This window comes from Streptomyces sp. NPDC029836 (genome assembly GCF_055574495.1).
This window is the reverse complement of the sequence record NZ_JBVHZI010000001.1, coordinates 777,083-793,097: the sequence shown is the minus strand read 5'-3', so window position 1 is coordinate 793,097 and position 16,015 is coordinate 777,083. Positions and strand designations below refer to the sequence as shown.

General features: G+C 73.7%; 16 protein-coding genes. 9 read left to right on the top strand and 7 right to left on the bottom strand.

The genetic code is table 11. The features are described from left to right. The first annotated feature begins 70 nt into the window (after positions 1-70). Together ACZ4XJ_RS03775 and ACZ4XJ_RS03770 are read left to right on the top strand one after the other, a co-directional pair. The gene (locus tag ACZ4XJ_RS03775) at positions 71-256 is read left to right on the top strand and encodes a hypothetical protein (RefSeq protein WP_362877123.1); all 186 of its coding nucleotides are present in this window, start codon (positions 71-73) and stop codon (positions 254-256) included. A gap of 5 nt (positions 257-261) precedes the next feature. Then, entirely contained in the window at positions 262-771 is a 510-nt protein-coding gene (locus ACZ4XJ_RS03770) for a DUF5709 domain-containing protein (RefSeq protein ID WP_362877124.1), read from the top strand. Between the two features lie 28 nt (positions 772-799). Here ACZ4XJ_RS03770 and glgX read toward each other — a convergent pair whose 3' ends face one another. Together glgX and ACZ4XJ_RS03760 are read right to left on the bottom strand one after the other, a co-directional pair. Then, positions 800-2,923 carry a glycogen debranching protein GlgX gene (gene glgX, locus ACZ4XJ_RS03765; RefSeq protein WP_468495183.1) on the bottom strand — a complete coding sequence of 708 codons (2,124 nt, stop codon included), beginning with the start codon at positions 2,921-2,923 and terminating at the stop codon, positions 800-802. A 133-nt stretch (positions 2,924-3,056) separates the two neighbouring features. Further along, positions 3,057-3,344, bottom strand: a complete 288-nt coding sequence (locus ACZ4XJ_RS03760; RefSeq protein ID WP_468495182.1) for a hypothetical protein — start codon at positions 3,342-3,344, stop codon at positions 3,057-3,059. Here ACZ4XJ_RS03760 and ACZ4XJ_RS03755 point away from each other — a divergent pair. Then, the gene (locus ACZ4XJ_RS03755) at positions 3,343-4,212 is read left to right on the top strand and encodes a S1 family peptidase (protein ID WP_468495181.1); all 870 of its coding nucleotides are present in this window, start codon (positions 3,343-3,345) and stop codon (positions 4,210-4,212) included. The two genes, ACZ4XJ_RS03760 and ACZ4XJ_RS03755, sit on opposite strands and share 2 nt — an antisense overlap. A gap of 127 nt (positions 4,213-4,339) precedes the next feature. Here the strand turns inward: ACZ4XJ_RS03755 and ACZ4XJ_RS03750 are convergent, their stop codons facing one another. The 4 genes from ACZ4XJ_RS03750 to ACZ4XJ_RS03735 form a co-directional block, all read right to left on the bottom strand. Further along, positions 4,340-5,140 carry a VOC family protein gene (locus ACZ4XJ_RS03750; RefSeq protein ID WP_468495180.1) on the bottom strand — a complete coding sequence of 267 codons (801 nt, stop codon included), beginning with the start codon at positions 5,138-5,140 and terminating at the stop codon, positions 4,340-4,342. Between the two features lie 112 nt (positions 5,141-5,252). After that, on the bottom strand, positions 5,253-6,266 hold the full coding sequence (locus tag ACZ4XJ_RS03745) for a DNA topoisomerase IB (RefSeq protein WP_468495179.1): 1,014 nt from the start codon (positions 6,264-6,266) through the stop codon (positions 5,253-5,255). A gap of 68 nt (positions 6,267-6,334) precedes the next feature. Further along, positions 6,335-6,700, bottom strand: coding sequence for an STAS domain-containing protein (locus tag ACZ4XJ_RS03740; protein ID WP_362877129.1), 366 nt, complete (start codon positions 6,698-6,700; stop codon positions 6,335-6,337). Positions 6,701-6,849: 149 nt separating this feature from the next. Beyond that, a complete protein-coding gene (locus ACZ4XJ_RS03735; RefSeq protein WP_468495178.1) occupies positions 6,850-7,077 on the bottom strand; it encodes a hypervirulence associated TUDOR domain-containing protein in 228 nt (75 codons plus the stop codon). Between the two features lie 251 nt (positions 7,078-7,328). Between ACZ4XJ_RS03735 and ACZ4XJ_RS03730 the strand changes: the two genes are divergently transcribed. Further along, positions 7,329-7,640, top strand: a complete 312-nt coding sequence (locus ACZ4XJ_RS03730) for a hypothetical protein (RefSeq protein ID WP_468495177.1) — start codon at positions 7,329-7,331, stop codon at positions 7,638-7,640. A 46-nt stretch (positions 7,641-7,686) separates the two neighbouring features. Here the strand turns inward: ACZ4XJ_RS03730 and ACZ4XJ_RS03725 are convergent, their stop codons facing one another. Continuing rightward, positions 7,687-8,928 carry a spore photoproduct lyase family protein gene (locus tag ACZ4XJ_RS03725; RefSeq protein ID WP_468495176.1) on the bottom strand — a complete coding sequence of 414 codons (1,242 nt, stop codon included), beginning with the start codon at positions 8,926-8,928 and terminating at the stop codon, positions 7,687-7,689. Positions 8,929-9,242: 314 nt separating this feature from the next. Here ACZ4XJ_RS03725 and ACZ4XJ_RS03720 point away from each other — a divergent pair, with 314 nt between their 5' ends. The 5 genes from ACZ4XJ_RS03720 to ACZ4XJ_RS03700 all read left to right on the top strand — a co-directional run bounded on the left by ACZ4XJ_RS03720 (position 9,243) and on the right by ACZ4XJ_RS03700 (position 15,952). After that, on the top strand, positions 9,243-11,024 hold the full coding sequence (locus tag ACZ4XJ_RS03720; protein ID WP_468495175.1) for an N-acetylglutaminylglutamine amidotransferase: 1,782 nt from the start codon (positions 9,243-9,245) through the stop codon (positions 11,022-11,024). A 56-nt stretch (positions 11,025-11,080) separates the two neighbouring features. Next, positions 11,081-13,132 carry a S9 family peptidase gene (locus ACZ4XJ_RS03715; RefSeq protein WP_468495174.1) on the top strand — a complete coding sequence of 684 codons (2,052 nt, stop codon included), beginning with the start codon at positions 11,081-11,083 and terminating at the stop codon, positions 13,130-13,132. Between the two features lie 112 nt (positions 13,133-13,244). Then, positions 13,245-14,138, top strand: coding sequence for an SDR family oxidoreductase (locus tag ACZ4XJ_RS03710; protein ID WP_362883357.1), 894 nt, complete (start codon positions 13,245-13,247; stop codon positions 14,136-14,138). 5 nt (positions 14,139-14,143) lie between these two features. After that, positions 14,144-14,626 (top strand): MSMEG_6728 family protein, encoded by a 483-nt coding sequence (locus ACZ4XJ_RS03705; RefSeq protein ID WP_384003666.1) that lies wholly within the window; start codon positions 14,144-14,146, stop codon positions 14,624-14,626. 141 nt (positions 14,627-14,767) lie between these two features. Next, complete coding sequence (locus ACZ4XJ_RS03700; RefSeq protein ID WP_468495173.1) at positions 14,768-15,952, top strand: zinc-dependent alcohol dehydrogenase; 1,185 nt, start codon at positions 14,768-14,770, stop codon at positions 15,950-15,952. Positions 15,953-16,015: the final 63 nt, after the last annotated feature.

Here is a 16,015-nt window from a genome sequence, read left to right as displayed (position 1 = left end):
GCGCAGGCCCGGCCGGACCGGCCGCCGAGTGTGCTGAACGGTACGTATGCCCGGACGAGAGGAACGCCCCATGAGTGAGAAGAAGCAGGAGCGCAAGCCGACCCCGCCCTCCGAGGCGCCCGGTGAGAGCGGCGACCGTGCGGCCCGCGAGGAGGCTCAGGACGCGATCGTTCCCGGGACGGGGGACGCCGGGAACGACAAGGACGACGACGAGGCGGGCCCAGGGCGCGACGGCCGGACCGAACGGGACGGGTGAGCGCCATGAGTGACGAGCAACAGATGGCGGACGACGTGTACCAGCCGACCGGCGGGAACGAGGACCAGGAGGACGCGGCGCCGCTGGACCTGCAGAACGCGGTGGGGGAGCGGACGTACGACGACAGGCTGGACGAGGGCTGGTCACCGCCGGAGAAACCGCTGGGCGTGACCAAGTACGGAACGACCGCTGCCGAGCAGCACGAGGGGGAGTCCCTGGACCAGCGCCTGGCCCAGGAGGTGGCCGAGAACGCGCCGGACCCGGGCGACGGGCTCGGTGACCTGCCCGGAGGCGACGGAGAACTGTGGGACGCCGAGGTCGGCACGGTGCGCGCGGGCCGGCTGACCGCTCCGGACCAGGGCGCGCACCCGAACACGACGAAGGAACTCGTCGCCGAGGACCACGGCATCGACGGCGGCGCGGCCGGTGCGGAAGAGGCCGCGATGCACGTGGTCGACGTACGGCCGGACGAGTCGATCGAGCCCGGCGACCCGGACGACGGCCCGTACGCGTAGCGGTCCCGTCCGCGGAGGTGTCCCCCGCTCAGGGCCTTCTGCCCGGGCGGCGCAGGACGCGCATGCTGCGGGCGCCGAGGACGGTCGTCGCCGTCGCCTTGATCTCCATCTCGTCCTGGGCGTCGTCACCGTCGAGGGCGGTGTCGAGGGCCACCGTCCAGGTTTCGCCGTAGGCGGCGGGAGGAAGACGGAAGGACATGTCCTCGGCCGAGGCGTTGAACATCAGCAGCAGCGAGTCCGGCGGCGCGCCGGCTCCGTCGCTGCCGTCCGCAGTGAGGCGGTCCCCGCAGAGGTAGACGCCGACGCTGCGGGCATCGGAGCGGTCCCAGTCCTCCTGCGTCATGCTCATGCCGTCCGGGTGGAGCCAGACGATGTCGGCCTCCGGTGCGGCCGCGTCCGTCGGCGCGCCCTGCGGGAAGCGCCGTCGGCGCAGGACGGGCTGCGCCCGGCGCAGGTCCAGGGCCCGGCGGGTGAAGGCGAGCAGCTCGGCGTGCTCCTCGTCGAGGTCCCAGTCCATCCAGGCGAGTTCGTTGTCCTGGCAGTAGACGTTGTTGTTGCCGTCCTGCGTGCGACCCAGTTCGTCGCCGTGGGCGATCATGGGCACGCCCAGGGAGAGGCACAGGGTCGCCATCATGTTGCGCTGCTGCCGCGCCCGCAGGCGGCGGATCTCCTCGTCGTCACTGGGGCCCTCGACCCCGCAGTTCCAGGACCGGTTGTCCGCGTCGCCGTCGCGGCCCTCCTCGCCGTTCGCCTCGTTGTGGCGGTCGTTGTAGGAGACCAGGTCGCGCAGGGTGAAACCGTCGTGTGCGGTGATGAAGTTGATGCCGGCGCGGGGGCGCCTGCGGTCGGACTGGTAGAGGTCGGCCGAGCCGGCGATGCGGGCGGCGAACTCCGGCAGGGCCGCTTCGTCCCCCCGCCAGAAGGACCGTACGGCGTCGCGGTAGCGCCCGTTCCACTCGCTCCACAGAGCGGGGAAGTTGCCGACCTGGTAGCCGCCCTCGCCGATGTCCCAGGGCTCGGCGATGAGTTTGACCCGGCTGATGACCGGGTCCTGGTGGACTATGTCGAAGAAGGCGGACAGCTTGTCGACGTCGTGGAACTGACGGGCCAGGGTGGCCGCGAGGTCGAAGCGGAAGCCGTCCACGTGCATCTCGGTGACCCAGTACCGCAGCGAGTCCATGATCAGCTGGAGGACGGCGGGGTGCCGCATCAGGAGGCTGTTGCCGGTGCCGGTGGTGTCGAAGTAGTGGCCGGGGCTGTCGTCGACGAGACGGTAGTAGGACGGGTTGTCGATGCCTCGGAAGGACAGCGTGGGCCCTTGCTCGTTGCCCTCGGCGGTGTGGTTGTAGACCACGTCGAGGATGACTTCGATGCCCGCCCGGTGCAGTTCCCTCACCATGGACTTGAACTCGGAGACCTGGCCCCCGAGGCTGCCGCCGGCCGCGTAGGCGTGGTGGGGGGCGAAGAAGCCGATGGTGTTGTACCCCCAGTAGTTGGACAGGCCCCGGTCGATGAGGAAGCCGTCCTGGGTGAACTGGTGCACCGGCATGAGTTCGAGCGCGGTGACGCCGAGCGCCCGCAGGTGTGCGATGACGGCCGGGTGCGCGACCCCGGAGTACGTGCCCCGCAGCTCCTCGGGAACCTCCGGATGGCGGCGGGTCAGCCCCTTCACGTGGGCTTCGTAGATGACCGAGTCGTGGAACGCGTGGCCCGGTGGGCGGTCCCCCTCCCAGTCGAACTCCCCGCCCGTGACGACGCCCAGCGGGACGTGGCCCAGGCTGTCGCGGTCGTCGGGCCGGCCCGGGTCCTCGGTGCTGTGTCCGCTCAGCGAGGGGTCGCCGTCGATCTGACCGTCGACCGCCCGCGCGTACGGGTCGAGCAGCAGCTTGGCCGGGTTGCACCGCAGGCCCTCGTCGGGGTTCCACGGCCCGTGGACGCGGTAGCCGTACCGCTGCCCGGGACCCACATCCGCCACCCGGCCGTGCCACACACCGCCGTCCACCTCCGGCAGCGCGATCCGACGCTCGCCGCCGTCCTCGCCGATCAGGCAGAGCTCCACCGTGTGGGCACAGTCGGAGAAGAGGGCGAAGTTCGTTCCCGAGCCGTCGTGGGTCGCGCCGAGGGGGTACGGACGTCCTGCGGATATCTCCATGAAGGAAGGTAAACACGGGATACGACCATGTGCCCGGATCCGACTCGGCCGAACGTGCGGGACCGGCCCGGCCGTGCGGCCGGGCCGGTCGGTCGCGGACGCCGACCCGCCGGCGGCCGGGCGCGGACCGGACTCACGCGGACGGTTGCGCCGCTCCCGACGCGTGGGCCCGCACCAGGGCCAGGTAGTCCGCCGCCGGACGGTGGCAGTCGCCGGGCCGGCGGGCGCAGACGTAGTTGCCGTCGACGACGGTGAAACCGCGGCGCGGCCGGGATGCCGTGTCGCGTACGGGCAGCGGGTACGTACTGGCGGCCGTGACCTGCCGTCCGGAGGTGTAGCGCGCCGTGGACGGGGAACAGGGAACGGGACCGGAAGCACTCAATCCGATCATCCACCTGCCCCGTTCGAAAGTGCCCGTCATGGCTGGTTCCGCCCCACTGCCCGCTCAGCACCGACAGCGAGCCGCCCGGCCCCGACCGGGACGTCGGCTGCTGACCCGGGCGGTGGCCGTCGGAGCGGTCGCGGTGCTGTACACGGCGGCCACGGGGACCGGAGCGCAGGCCATCGTGCGCGGAACGGACTCCTCCGAGCCGTACCCGTTCATGGTGGCCATCCCGATGACCCCCGGGGACGGCGAGGGGTCCATGGACGCCATGTGCGGCGGGGCCCTGATCGCCCCCCAGTGGGTGGTGACGGCCGGGCACTGCGCGCAGGAGGTGATGCCGGCGCACCCCAGCGGGACGGTGCGGGTCGGTAGTGACCACCGCAAGGCGGGCGGCACCGTACGCAAGATCGTCGCCAAGATCGTCCACCCGGGGTTCGACGCCGCCGGTGACAGGCGCTCGAACGACGACATCGCCCTGCTGAAACTGGACCGTCCCGTCCGGGAGCGGCCGATCCGGATCGCGGGCAGCGCGCCCGAGGTGGGCGCGGACACCCGGGTGATCGGATTCGGCACGGTGGTCGACGACCCCGAACCGAGTCGGTGGGTGTTCCCCGACCGGCTCCAGGAACTGGACACGCGGCGTACCGCGACGTCGGACTGCATGGACATCAACGGCAAGGGCGAGCTCTGCACCAGCAGCAAGGTGCGGGGCGCGATGGCCTGCTCCGGGGATTCGGGCGGCCCGCAGGTCCAGCGGGTGGGCGGCCGCTGGGAGCTGGTCGGCGTGACCTCCGGCGACGGCGACTACGCCGTCGACCCGCACTGCGGGAGCGGTCCCGGCATCTGGACGTCGGTGTCCGCGTACAAGGGCTGGATCGACCGGACCATCGCCGCCCACCGCTGAGGCCGATCGGGCGGACGGGATTGGCGGCCGGCGTGCCTGCCCGTCCACCGGTACGGCCGTGATCAGGTCCGGTCAGGTCCGCGCGGGCCGGTCAGATCCGCCGTCCGGTCATTTCCGCGCTGTCCGGTCAGACCCGCGCGGTCCGGGCCGTCTTGCCGGGGGCGACCAGGGTGAACGGTGCCCCGTCGGGGTCGATGAGGACGACGCGCCGGCTCGCGGGGGAGGTCTCGACCGGGGAGCCGGCCCTGCCGCCCAGCCGTCCGGCGGCCTCCACCGCCGCCTCCAGGTCGTTCACCCGGAAGTGGACGTGCCAGCGGGCACGGACCGCGGGATCCGGCGCCGCTTCGAGCGCCCCGCCGCGGATGCGGGCGATGGTGTCCCGACCGTGGCGCAGGACGACGTGGTCGTGCTCGTAGGACACCGTGCAGCAGCCGGGCCGCTCGCCGGCCCATTCGAGCACTTCGCCGTAGAAGATCGCGGCGGCGAACGCGTCCCGCGTGCGCAGTTCGAGCCAGGCCGGGGCGCTGCCGCGGCCCACCGACCAGTCGGGGAGCACGTCGCCCTCCCAGAGCCCGAAGACGGCTCCCGCGGGGTCCGCGGCCAGCCCGGCCCGCCCGGTACCGAAGGCCAGGGGACCGACGGCCATGGTGGCGCCCCGCTCGCGGATCCGGGAGGCGGCCACGTCGGCGTCCTGGACGGCGAAGTACGGAGTCCACGCGGCCGGCACGTTGAACACGTCCGTCACGGCGCCGATGCTCGCCACGGGCGCACCGTCGCGGAACGCCACGCTGAAGCCGTCACCGAAGGGTGCGGGCCGGAACTCCCAGCCGAGCACGGCGCCGTAGAACTGCTGCGCGGAGCCGAGGTCCCGGACCAGCAGGCTGACCCAGCAGGGCGCCCCCGAGATGTCGTGGCTCGATGTCGACACGGTCACCAGCCCCATCTGCCGCTCACGGGTGACGGACGTTCCCACACTAGCCCGGCCGGTCGGCCGGGCCCGCGAAGCCCGGCCGCCCGCGCGGCTCCCGGGTGGCGGCGCGTCACCCCAGCAACCTTAGGACGGCCGCCTCCACCTCGCCGTGCGTGGCGGGATGGCCGTACAGGACGCCGGTTCCGATCCGGTCCAGGGCCGGTCCGATCGTGACGCCGTTCTCGTACAGCTCGAAGAGCCGCGGGTTGATGTAGGAGGCACGGCACACCGCCGGGGTGTTCCCCAGGTAGCCGCTCACCTCGCGGACCGCTCGGGTCATCGCCCGCCTGCGCTGGGTGGGGGAGCCCGATGCCACGTTGCTGGAGACACCCAGGGCCACCGCCGCCAGGACGGTCGCGTGCCAGGTCCGGAAGTCCTTCGCGGTGATGTCCGCGCCGGACCGGGCGCGCAGGTAGTCGTTGACGTCGCCCGCCCGGACGTCGTGCCACACCCGACCCTGGCGGTACACGAACAGCTGGGACTCGATGGCGCGCCGGCGCAGCAGGGCCCTGACGACCTCGTAGGCGGCCGGGTCCACGAGCGCCCGTACCTGGTCCTGGCCGGACTTGCCCGGGTAGCTGAACGCGACCTCTCCCCGACGGCAGGTGGCGTGCTCGTGCAGCAGCGTCGTCAGCCCGTAGGCCTCGTGGTCCCTGCGGTACGTCGTGCCGCCGACCCGGAAGAAGCCGAGGTCCAGCAGGCGGCCGGTGCAGGCCAACACCCGGTCCCGGCCGAGCCCGCTCGCGGCGAGGTCGGCGGCGATCTGCTTCCTCAGCCGCGGCAGCCGCGTCGCGACCTCCAGGACGTGCGCGTGCTTGGCGGTCTCCTGCCGTTCCCGGAAACCTTCGTGGTAGAGGTACTGGCGCCGGCCCGCGGCGTCGGTCCCCATGGCCTGGATGTGACCCGTCGGCCACGGGCAGATCCACACGTCGGCCCAGGCGGGCGGGATCGCCAGCCCCTGAAGCCGGGTCGTCTCGTCCGGGTCCCGCAGAGGGGCACCGGCCGTGTCCAGGTAGCGGAAGCCGCGTCCGTGGCGCACCCGTCCGTAGCCGGGTCGGTCGGGGCGACTCGTACGCAGCCGCATGGTCGTGCTCCCTGTTCAGGCGGCGGCTCCGGCCGGGTCGGCGCCGGCGCGCGATCACCGCACGGGTGCTAGGCGGCGACGGCGACCGCGGCGCAGCGGGCTTCCACGGCGGCGACGGCCTGCGCCGTGGTGGCGTGGACGTCCGGGGCGGGTACACCGACGCCGGCCTCCAGGGTGCGGCGCGCCTCGACACCCGGGGTGACCACGGCCAGCGGCACACCGAAGCCCAGGCAGGTGCGGTGCGCCCGTACGACGGTGCTCACGGCCGCGGGGCTGATCGCCTCACCGGACAGTTCCAGGACGACGGGCGCCGCGCGGTGAGCGGCGAGGAGGTCGTCGATGTCCCATGCGGCCGTGGCGCGGCCGCCGATGTCGAGGTCCGCTCGCAGACGGATGATCAGCACGCCACTGTCGGTCACCTTGCTGGGCAGCACGGGCACTCCTTCTCTACGCCAATCACACCTTGTGTGCACCGTGTGCCCGCCCGTGGCGTTCGTATGCGCGCGGGACGCGGGGCCATGTACGGGGCGGCCGCGATGGCCTACCCTGCGGCCCGGCGCCGGCGGGGGCGCGCCGGCAGTGGTCAGGCGTCGCCCTCGCGTCGCAGTGCGCCGGGCTTGTGGACGGCGGTGCGACCCGTCTTCTCGCTCTCCACCTCGTACTGGGGCTCCTCGGCCGAGGCGGCGACCGTCCGGCCGGAGGATCGCGTGCGCCGGGTGATCCGACGCTTGACCTCCCCCGCCACGCGCCGGCCGTGGCTCTTCCAGGTGACCTCGTCGCCCCGGTGCAGTTCGTCATCGTGTCCGGCCATGTGGTCCTCCTCGGCGTCGCGGGGGCCGCCTTCGCGGCCGTCGTGGGGCGCCTGCCCGGCTCCGGTCGCCGCACGCCGGCCGGAGACGTCGGCCACTGGTCGGCGCTGGGAACGGCGAGGGGACCGGCCCGGCGGGCTCTTCGCGGCCGCCTCTCCGTAAGGCGCGGCGGGGACACCCGTACGGGGGAGGGGACTGAGCCGTACGCCGGTCCGGGAGGGTTGATCCCGGGCGCCGGGGGCAGTCGCTCCCGGTGACCCGCAAGCCACCGCCGCCGCTGACCCCCGACGGGCGCTACATCATCGTCGGGGGCCGCCACTGGCGAGCCACCGATCCGGCCGTGCCCGAGGACGCCGGTGCCCGGCTGCGGGTGCACCTGATGGCGGCCCGCCGAGCGGTCGGCGTCGCGCTGCGGGCCGACGACCCCGGGGCGGAGCGAGCGGCCCGGGACCGGGTGCGGATCGCGAAGGTGGCCCTCGGAGAACGCGGCACCCCGTGGTGGGACCAGAGCGCGGCGGAGCGCGCCGCGCGGTGGCGGGACGGGCTGGCGGAGCTCGACGGCTGAGGCGCGGCAACCGGACCGGGATGCCGGGCCCGGGCGGCGGCCGGCGTCAGAAGGCGTAGCGGATCCGCAGCCACGGGGCGTGCGCGGCCACCAGACGGCGGACGGTGTCGACGGCCTCGGCCTTGGTGTCGTTGCGGTAGCGGACGTTCCAGCTGCCGTTCTCGGAACGCTTGGGCTGTTGCAGCTCGGGGCGCCACAGGGCGTCCTCCGCGCGCGGGTGCCAGCCGAGGTTCAGTTCGTGCAGGTCCTTGTTGTGCGTCAGCATGATCACCTCGGCCGCGGCCTGCTCCTTGACCGCCCGCGGCAGGACGTCGTCCATGTGTCGCAGGAGCAGGCTCCAGTCCGCCTCCCAGCCCGGCCGGACGACGACGGGCGAGAGGTTGAAGTGGACCTCGTACCCGGCCTCCAGGAAATCGCCGGCGGCCGCGATCCGCTGTTCGACGGGGCTGGTGCGGATGTCGAGCAGCCGGGAGTCCCGCGGCGGCATCACGGAGAACCGCACCCGGGTGCGGCCGCGCGGGTCGAGGAGCAGCAGGTCGGGGTTGACGAACTTGGTGGCGAAGGAGGCCTTGGCGGTGGGCCGGCGGGCGAAGGCGCGCACCAGGTCCGCGACGTTGTCGCTGATGAGGGCGTCCACCGAGCAGTCGCCGTTCTCGCCGATGTCGTAGACCCAGGCGCTCGGGTCGCACTGGTTCGGCTCCCGCTTGGGCCCTTGGCGCGTGATGTGCCGGTCCAGGTGGGCGATGATCCGCTCGATGTTGGTGAAGACGGTGATCGGGTTGGCGTAGCCCTTGCGGCGCGGCACGTAGCAGTAGGCGCAGGCCATCGCGCAGCCGTTCGACGGCCCCGGGGCGATCCAGTCGGCCGATCTGCCGTTCGGGCGTGTGGCGAGGGTCTTCTTCTCGCCCAGGACCAGGACCTCGCTCTTGACCCGGACCCAGCGTTCGAGGTTGCCCTCGTTGCCGTGGAGTTCGGGGATCTGCCAGTGCGAGTCCACGTCGATGACCCGGGCGTCGGGGAAGCGGGCCAGGATCGCCCGGCCGCGGGGCGACGCCGCGGCGGCGGGTTCCGCGTGGATCTCCCGTACGGACAGCAACCGGCGGGCGGCGGGGGAGTCGCGGTACGACGGCTCCCGCGCGGCCCGGTCGGCGGGGGTGTCCCCGGGCCCGGACCGCAGCTCCTCCAAGCCGAAGAGCGCGTCCGCGTCGTCCTCGGGGGCCCGCGACGCGCGGTCCCGGCCGGTCCCGTCCGGTGGCCGGGGGACGCCAGAGGCCGCAGGGTCGAACATGACCGCACTCCGTGATCCTCGCGCCGGCGACGTCGCGTCCCGAGGACTCGCGTCGGCGGCGGCCGACAGGGACTCACCACTGTAGGCGCGCCGCGCGCCGATCGGGTCCGCGCCCCGGCTGAGCAGGCCCGGGGCTTAAGGCGCGAGTGGGCGGGCAGGCGTCCGAGGAGTCGATCGCCCGTTCGGCCGGGCCGCACACGGCCCGGATCGAAGGGCACGGGAGCGAAGAACATGATGGACGTGGTGGGGCCCTCCGATGCGAGGGCCGTCGAAGGTTGTCCGCTGCCGCACGCCCACCGGTCGGGGGGCACTCCGTGTGCGGCCTGAGCGGTGAGGTGCGCTTTGACGGAGGCCGCCCCGATCTCGCCGCCGTCGAACGCATGACCGACATGCTGGAGCCGAGGGGACCCGACGGCCGCGGGGCCTGGTCGCAGGGGGCGGTCGCCCTGGGTCACCGACGGCTGAAGATCATCGACCTTTCGGAGCGCGGCGCCCAGCCCATGACCGATGCCCGGCTGGGTCTCACCGTCGTGTTCAACGGCTGCGTCTACAACCACCGCGAGGTGCGCCGCCGGCTCGAAGGCGTGGGGCACCGGTTCTTCTCCGAGTCCGACACCGAGGTCTTCATCAAGGCCTACGCCGAATGGGGTCGTGAGTGCGTCGACCACCTCATCGGCATGTTCGCCTTCGCGCTCGTCGAGCACCACACGGGCCGCGTCGTCCTGGGCCGGGACCGCCTCGGCATCAAGCCCCTGTACGTCACCCAGGACGCCGCCCGGCTGCGGTTCGCCTCCACCCTGCCGGCGCTGCTGGCCGGCGGGGGAGTCGACACCTCCCTCGACCCGGCGGCGCTGCACCAGTACCTGAGCTGGCACGGCACGGTGCCGGCCCCGCGCACCGTACTGGCCGGCGTACGCAAGATCCCGCCGGCCACCGTCCGCGTCATCGAGCCGGACGGCACCCACCGGGACCACTGCTACTGGCAGCCCTCCTACACCCGGCACTCCGCGCTCGGCGCGGACCCCGCGCTCTGGCGGGAAGCCGTGCACGACGCGCTGCGCACGGCGGTACGCCGGCGCACCGTCGCGGACGTCCCGGTGGGCGTGCTGCTGTCGGGTGGCCTGGACTCCAGCCTGATCGTGGCCCTGCTCGCCGAGGAGGGCCACGAGAAGGTGCCGACCTTCGCGATGGGCTTCGAATCCGAGAACGGCGAGGAGGGCGACGAGTTCCACTATTCGGACCTGGTCGCCCGCACCTTCTCGACCGACCACAGCCAGTTCATGATCCCCTCCGACCGGCTCCCCGCCGCGCTGGAGGGCGCCATCGCCGCGATGAGCGAACCCATGGTCAGTCATGACGCGGTGGCGTTCCACATGCTGTCCGAGCAGGTCGCCAAGGACGTCAAGGTGGTGCTCTGCGGCCAGGGGGCGGACGAGGTCTTCGCCGGCTACCACTGGTACCCGCCGATCGCCGCGGCGGCCCGCGAGGACGCGCCCGCCGCGTACGCCGACGCCTACTTCGACCGGACGCACGACGACCTCGCCGCCATGTTGGACCCGGGCACCGGCGCGGCCCGCGACGCCTCCACGGACTTCGTCCGCGCCCACATGGCCGCCCCGGGCGCCGAGACCGCCCTCGACGCGGCCCTGCGGATGGACGTCCACGCGCTCATGCCCGACGACCCGGTCAAGCGGGTCGACAACATGACGATGGCCTGGGGCCTGGAGGCCCGGGTGCCGTTCCTGGACCACGAGCTCGTCGAACTCGCCGCCGCGTGCCCGCCCGAACTCAAACTGGCGCAGGGCGGCAAGGCCGTCCTCAAGGACATCGGCCGCAAGATCCTGCCCCCGGAGGTCGTGGACCGCCCCAAGGGCTACTTCCCGGTGCCCGGGGTACGGCACATGGCCGAGCCGGTGCTGGCCCGGGTACGGGACGCCCTGACCGCGCCGGAGGCGCGCCGGCGCGGGGTCTTCGACCAGCGGTACGTGGCGCGGCTGCTGGCGGAACCCGACCGGCACCGCGCCAAGCGCGGAGCCAACACGCTGTGGCAGGTCGCCACCCTGGAGCTCTGGCTCCAGGCACACGGCATCCACTGACCGCGCGCCCGCGACGGCCGTCGCGGGCGCGCGGAACCCCTGACGGAAAGGCGACCATGCCCTTGGAGCGCACACGACCCACCACCGACCCGGGCGTGCCGGACGGGCCCGGGGAACCCGTGGCGCCTGAGGAACCCGTGGTGCCCGTGGTGCCCGTGGTGCAGACCCCCGTACGGGAACCGCCGGCGGCTACCGCGCCGGCGGTCCTCGTACCGGCGCCCGCGCCCGTACAGGTACCGGACGACCACCACGGCGACCCGCCGACGCTGCTCACCGCGCACGGCTGCTGGTACCCGTCGGCCGACCCCACCGGCGACCACGTCGCGTTCATCTGCGACCGCGCCGGGGTGCCGCAGCTGTGGAGCGGGCCCGCCCGCAGCGCCGAGGCGCACGTCCTCGACGCCGGCCCCGACCCGGTGACCGAGGTCGCGTGGTCCCCCGACGGACGGTGGATCGCGTACACCACCGCCCCCGGGGGCGGTGAACACACCCGGGTCCTTGTGGTGCGCCCCGACGGCACCGGCCGCCGCGTCCTCGCCGGCGCGGAGACCGGCGGCTCCGCGCACCTCGGGTGCTGGAGCCGCGACGGCTCCGCCCTCGCCGTCACCCTCGCCCGGTCGTCCGACGGCGGCGCCCTGGCCGCCTACCTCATCGACCCGGACGGTACGAACGCCCCGGCCCTGCTGTTCGCCGAGGCCGGAGCCGCCTCGCTGCGCGTCTGCGACCTGAGCGCCGACGGCCGGTTCGCGCTGCTGCGGCGCGGCCCGCGCGGCCACCGCGAGGCCCTCGTCCTCGACACGACGTCCGGCCGCACCACCTTCGCCCTGCGCGTCGCCGACGGGGACCCCTGGATCGGCCGCTTCTCGCCCGACGCCCGCACCCTGTGGCTGCGCAGCGACGCGGAACGGGAGCACGCCGCCCTGCTGAAGGTCCGGGTCGACGAGGACGGCGCGGGCCGGGACGTATTCGTCGCGGCGGCGCGCGAGGAGTCCGCCCTCGACCTGCTGGCCGTCCCCGACCACGGACGGTGGGCCCTGCTCGTGTGGAACGTCCACGGCGCCGGCGAGTTGGAGGGCGTCGTCCTGCCCGTCCCGGACGCCCCCGACGGGCAGGGCGACATCGACCCGCACCTGCTGCGCCCGGACCTGCCCCACGAGGTGGTGACCCGGCTGGCAGCCGCCGGCCGCGGCGCCGTGTTCGCGGCCCTGTCGGGCTCCGTGCGGCGCCCGGGCATCTGGGAACTGGACGGCGGCGCCACCCCCCTGCGCACCCCCTGGTCGGCGCGCGACGAGGACGCGGCCCCGCCCGGCCGGCCCCCCGTACGCCCCGTACCACTGCGCTGCCGGGCCCGTGACGGACTGATGCTGGGAGGCTGGTACCACCGGTCCCCGGAGCGCGACCCGGGCCGGCCCGGACCGTGCGTGATCCACCTGCACGGCGGGCCGGAGGAACAGGAACGCCCGGTGTTCAACCCGCTCTACCACGAGCTGCTCGGCCGCGGCCTGGACGTCTTCGCCCCCGACGTCCGCGGTTCGTCCGGCTGGGGACGCTCCTTCGTGGACGCGGACCTCGGCGCCGGCCGGTTCGCGGCCATGGACGACGTCGCCGACTGCGCCGCACACGTCGTCTCGCTCGGCTGGGCCGACCCGATGCGGCTGGGCGTCATGGGCCGCTCGTACGGCGGGTACCTCACCATGGCCGCGCTGGTCCGCCACCCCGAGCTGTTCCGCACCGGCGTCGCCGTCTGCGGGATGTCGGACTTCGCCACGTTCTTCGCCGGCACGGAACCGTGGATCGCCCGGTCCGCGGCCGCCAAGTACGGCCACCCCGAACACGACCGGGACCTGCTGCGGGACCTCTCCCCGATGAGCCTCGTCCACCAGCTGCGGGCCCCCGTCCTCGCGGTCCACGGGGAGCACGACACCAACGTCCCGCTGATCGAATCCGAGCAGTTCGTCCGGGCGGCCCGGGAACGGGGCCTAGCGGCCGAACTGCTGCTGCTGCGCAACGAGGGCCACGAGTTCCTGCGCGCGGACAACCGCCGCACCTACCGCCGCGCCGCCGCGGGCTGGCTGGAACGGCACCTGGGCGCCGGTGCGACGCCCTGACCTCGCCGAGCGCACCGGTTCCGCGGCCGGTCGGGGGTTGGGGAGGCCCGGGCGGGGGCAGGCGCCGGCGGAGCGAGAGCACCGGCAGTACCTCAGCCCCCCGGGAGGACCCATGGCGCACTCCACCCGTCGCACGCCCCTGAACGGGCGCGTCGCCGTCGTGACCGGCGCCGCTCGGGGGCTGGGAGCCGCCACGGCCCGTGAACTCGATCGGCGGGGCGCGCGGGTGGCCCTGCTGGGACTGGAAGCGGGACGCATGGCCGAGGTCGCCGACACGCTGCGCAACGACGCCGACTGCTGGGAGGCCGACGTCACCGACGACGCGGCGATGGCGGCCACCGCCGCGTCGATCGGGGCCCGTCTCGGACCCCCGTCCGTCGTCGTCGCGAACGCGGGCGTCGCCGAAGGCGGACCGTTCGCCACGTCCGACCCCGACAGCTGGCGCCGCGTCATCGAGGTCAACCTGGTCGGCAGCGCCGTCACCGCCCGCTGCTTCCTCCCCGCGCTGCTGGCCACCGGCGGCCACTTCCTCCAGATCACCTCGTTGGCCGCCATGGGCACCTCCCCCCTGATGAGCGCCTACTGCGCGTCCAAGGCCGGCGCCGAGTCCTTCGCGCACGCCCTGCGCGCCGAACTCGCCCACCAGGGGGTGGGCGTGGGCATCGCCTACGTCAACTGGATCGACACCGACATGATCCGCGACGCCGAGCAGCACGCCGTCCTGCACGAACTGCGCGCCCACATGCCCCGGCCGGCCCGCAGGATCTACCCGGCCGAGTACGTCGCCGCGCGCCTGGTCGCCGCCGTCGAGCGCCGCGCCGCGGCCGTCTACGTACCCGGGTGGCTGCGCGCCGTCCAACCGGTGAGGGCCCTGCTCCCGCCGATCGTGACGCGCGTGGCCCGCCACGAACTGCCCCGGCTCGAACGGTCGGCGCCGTTCGAGGCCACGGGCTTGCTGGGCGCCGGGGGCCGCGCGGACCGGGAGTCCGCCCGGCGCGCGGGGTAGGGGCCGTGCAGACGTTCCTGCCCTTCCCCTCGTTCGAGGGCTCGGCGGTCGCGCTGGACGTGCGACGGCTCGGCAAACAGCGGGTCGAGGCCGTACAGGTGCTGCGCGGCCTGATCGTTCCCGGGTATGGCTGGCGCCATCACCCCGCGGTGCGGATGTGGGTCGGCTACGAGGAGGCGCTCGTCCGGTACGGGCTCGACGTATGCCGGGCGTGGACGGACGAAGGCCGCGCCGACACCTGCGCCGCCACCCTCGTCCGGGACTTCCGGGCCTGGCTGCCGGGCGGCGCCGTACGCCCGCAGGAGCAGCTGGCGCTGGACGCCGACCTGCCCCCGTGGCTGGGGACACCGGAGTTCCACCGGAGCCACCGGTCCGCGCTGATCCGCAAGGACCCGGACTTCTACCGGGACCGCTTCCCCGACGTCCCGGACGACCTGCCCTACGTGTGGCCCGCCTCCGATCGGGACCCGCGGGCGCCCCGACCCTGACCGGCGCGCGCCCCCGATGGGCGGGGCCGCCGCGTGCGACGGGTGGAAAAGTTGCCGGGTCCTGGTTCGGCAGCGGCGCGAGGGGCAGGCGCGGGAACAAGAGGTACCAACCCGGGGCGCAACGGTCGACCAGGAGACGTGATGAGGGCACTTGCATGGCACGGCAAGCGGGACGTACGCGTGGACACCGTCCCCGATCCCACCCTGCGCGAGGCCGACGACATCATCGTCCGGGTGACGACGACCGGGCTCTGCGGATCGGACCTGCACCTCTACGAGGTGCTCGGCGCGTTCCTCGACCCCGGTGACATCCTGGGCCACGAACCCATGGGCATCGTGGAGGAGGTCGGCCCCGCCGTCACGGCCGTGAAGCCGGGCGACCGGGTCGTGATCCCCTTCAACGTCTCGTGCGGCACGTGCTTCATGTGCGACCGGGGCCTGCACTCGCAGTGCGAGACCACGCAGGTCCACGAGCACGGCACCGGAGCCTCGCTCTTCGGGTACACCAAGCTCTACGGCCAAGTCCCGGGCGGCCAGGCCCAGTACCTGCGCGTCCCCTTCGGCAACACCCTTCCCATCCCGGTCCCCGAGGGACCGCCGGACGACCGCTTCGTCTACCTGTCCGACGTCCTGCCCACGGCGTGGCAGGCCGTCGAGTACGCCGCCGTCCCGCCCGGCGGCAGCGTCGCCGTACTGGGCCTCGGACCCATCGGCGACATGAGCTGCCGCATCGCCGCGCACCGGGGAGCCGGCACGGTCATCGGCATCGACCTCGTCCCCGAACGACTGGAGCGGGCCCGCCGGCGCGGTGCGCACACCCTGGACCTCCGGGAATGCGGCGACGACCTGACCGACGCCGTCCGCGCGCTCACCGGCGGCCGGGGCCCGGACGCCGTCATCGACGCCGTGGGGATGGAGGCGCACGGCAGCCGGATCGCGGCGGCGGCCGTGGACATGACCACCCACCTGCCGGATGCCCTGGCCGGCGCCCTCATGAAGCGCGTCGGGGTCGACCGGCTCTCCGCGCTCCACACGGCGATCGACCTCGTCCGCCGCGGCGGCACCATCTCCGTGTCCGGGGTGTACGGCGGCGCGGCCGACCCGCTGCCCCTGCTCACCATGTTCGACAAGCAGCTGCAACTCCGCATGGGACAGGCCAACGTCCACCGCTGGGTCGGCGACATCCTCCCCCTGCTCACCGACGGCGATCCGCTCGGCGTGGACGACTTCGCCACGCACCGGATGCCGCTGGAGGAGGCCCCGGACGCCTACGAGATGTTCCAGAAGAAGCGGGACGGCGCCGTGAAGGTGCTCTTCGCTCCCTGACGCAGGCGCGGATGCAGGCGTAGGTCCTTGCACAACACTCAACACGCAACACGCATACCCGCA

Coding starts and splice junctions, on each gene's coding strand:
- ACZ4XJ_RS03775 (WP_362877123.1), top strand. CDS start 71: ATGAGTGAGAAGAAGCAGGAGCGCAAGCCGACCCCGCCCTCCGAGGCG.
- ACZ4XJ_RS03770 (WP_362877124.1), top strand. CDS start 262: ATGAGTGACGAGCAACAGATGGCGGACGACGTGTACCAGCCGACCGGC.
- glgX (WP_468495183.1), bottom strand. CDS start 2,923: ATGGAGATATCCGCAGGACGTCCGTACCCCCTCGGCGCGACCCACGAC.
- ACZ4XJ_RS03755 (WP_468495181.1), top strand. CDS start 3,343: ATGGCTGGTTCCGCCCCACTGCCCGCTCAGCACCGACAGCGAGCCGCC.
- ACZ4XJ_RS03760 (WP_468495182.1), bottom strand. CDS start 3,344: ATGACGGGCACTTTCGAACGGGGCAGGTGGATGATCGGATTGAGTGCT.
- ACZ4XJ_RS03745 (WP_468495179.1), bottom strand. CDS start 6,266: ATGCGGCTGCGTACGAGTCGCCCCGACCGACCCGGCTACGGACGGGTG.
- ACZ4XJ_RS03735 (WP_468495178.1), bottom strand. CDS start 7,077: ATGGCCGGACACGATGACGAACTGCACCGGGGCGACGAGGTCACCTGG.
- ACZ4XJ_RS03725 (WP_468495176.1), bottom strand. CDS start 8,928: ATGTTCGACCCTGCGGCCTCTGGCGTCCCCCGGCCACCGGACGGGACC.
- ACZ4XJ_RS03715 (WP_468495174.1), top strand. CDS start 11,081: ATGCCCTTGGAGCGCACACGACCCACCACCGACCCGGGCGTGCCGGAC.
- ACZ4XJ_RS03710 (WP_362883357.1), top strand. CDS start 13,245: ATGGCGCACTCCACCCGTCGCACGCCCCTGAACGGGCGCGTCGCCGTC.
- ACZ4XJ_RS03700 (WP_468495173.1), top strand. CDS start 14,768: ATGAGGGCACTTGCATGGCACGGCAAGCGGGACGTACGCGTGGACACC.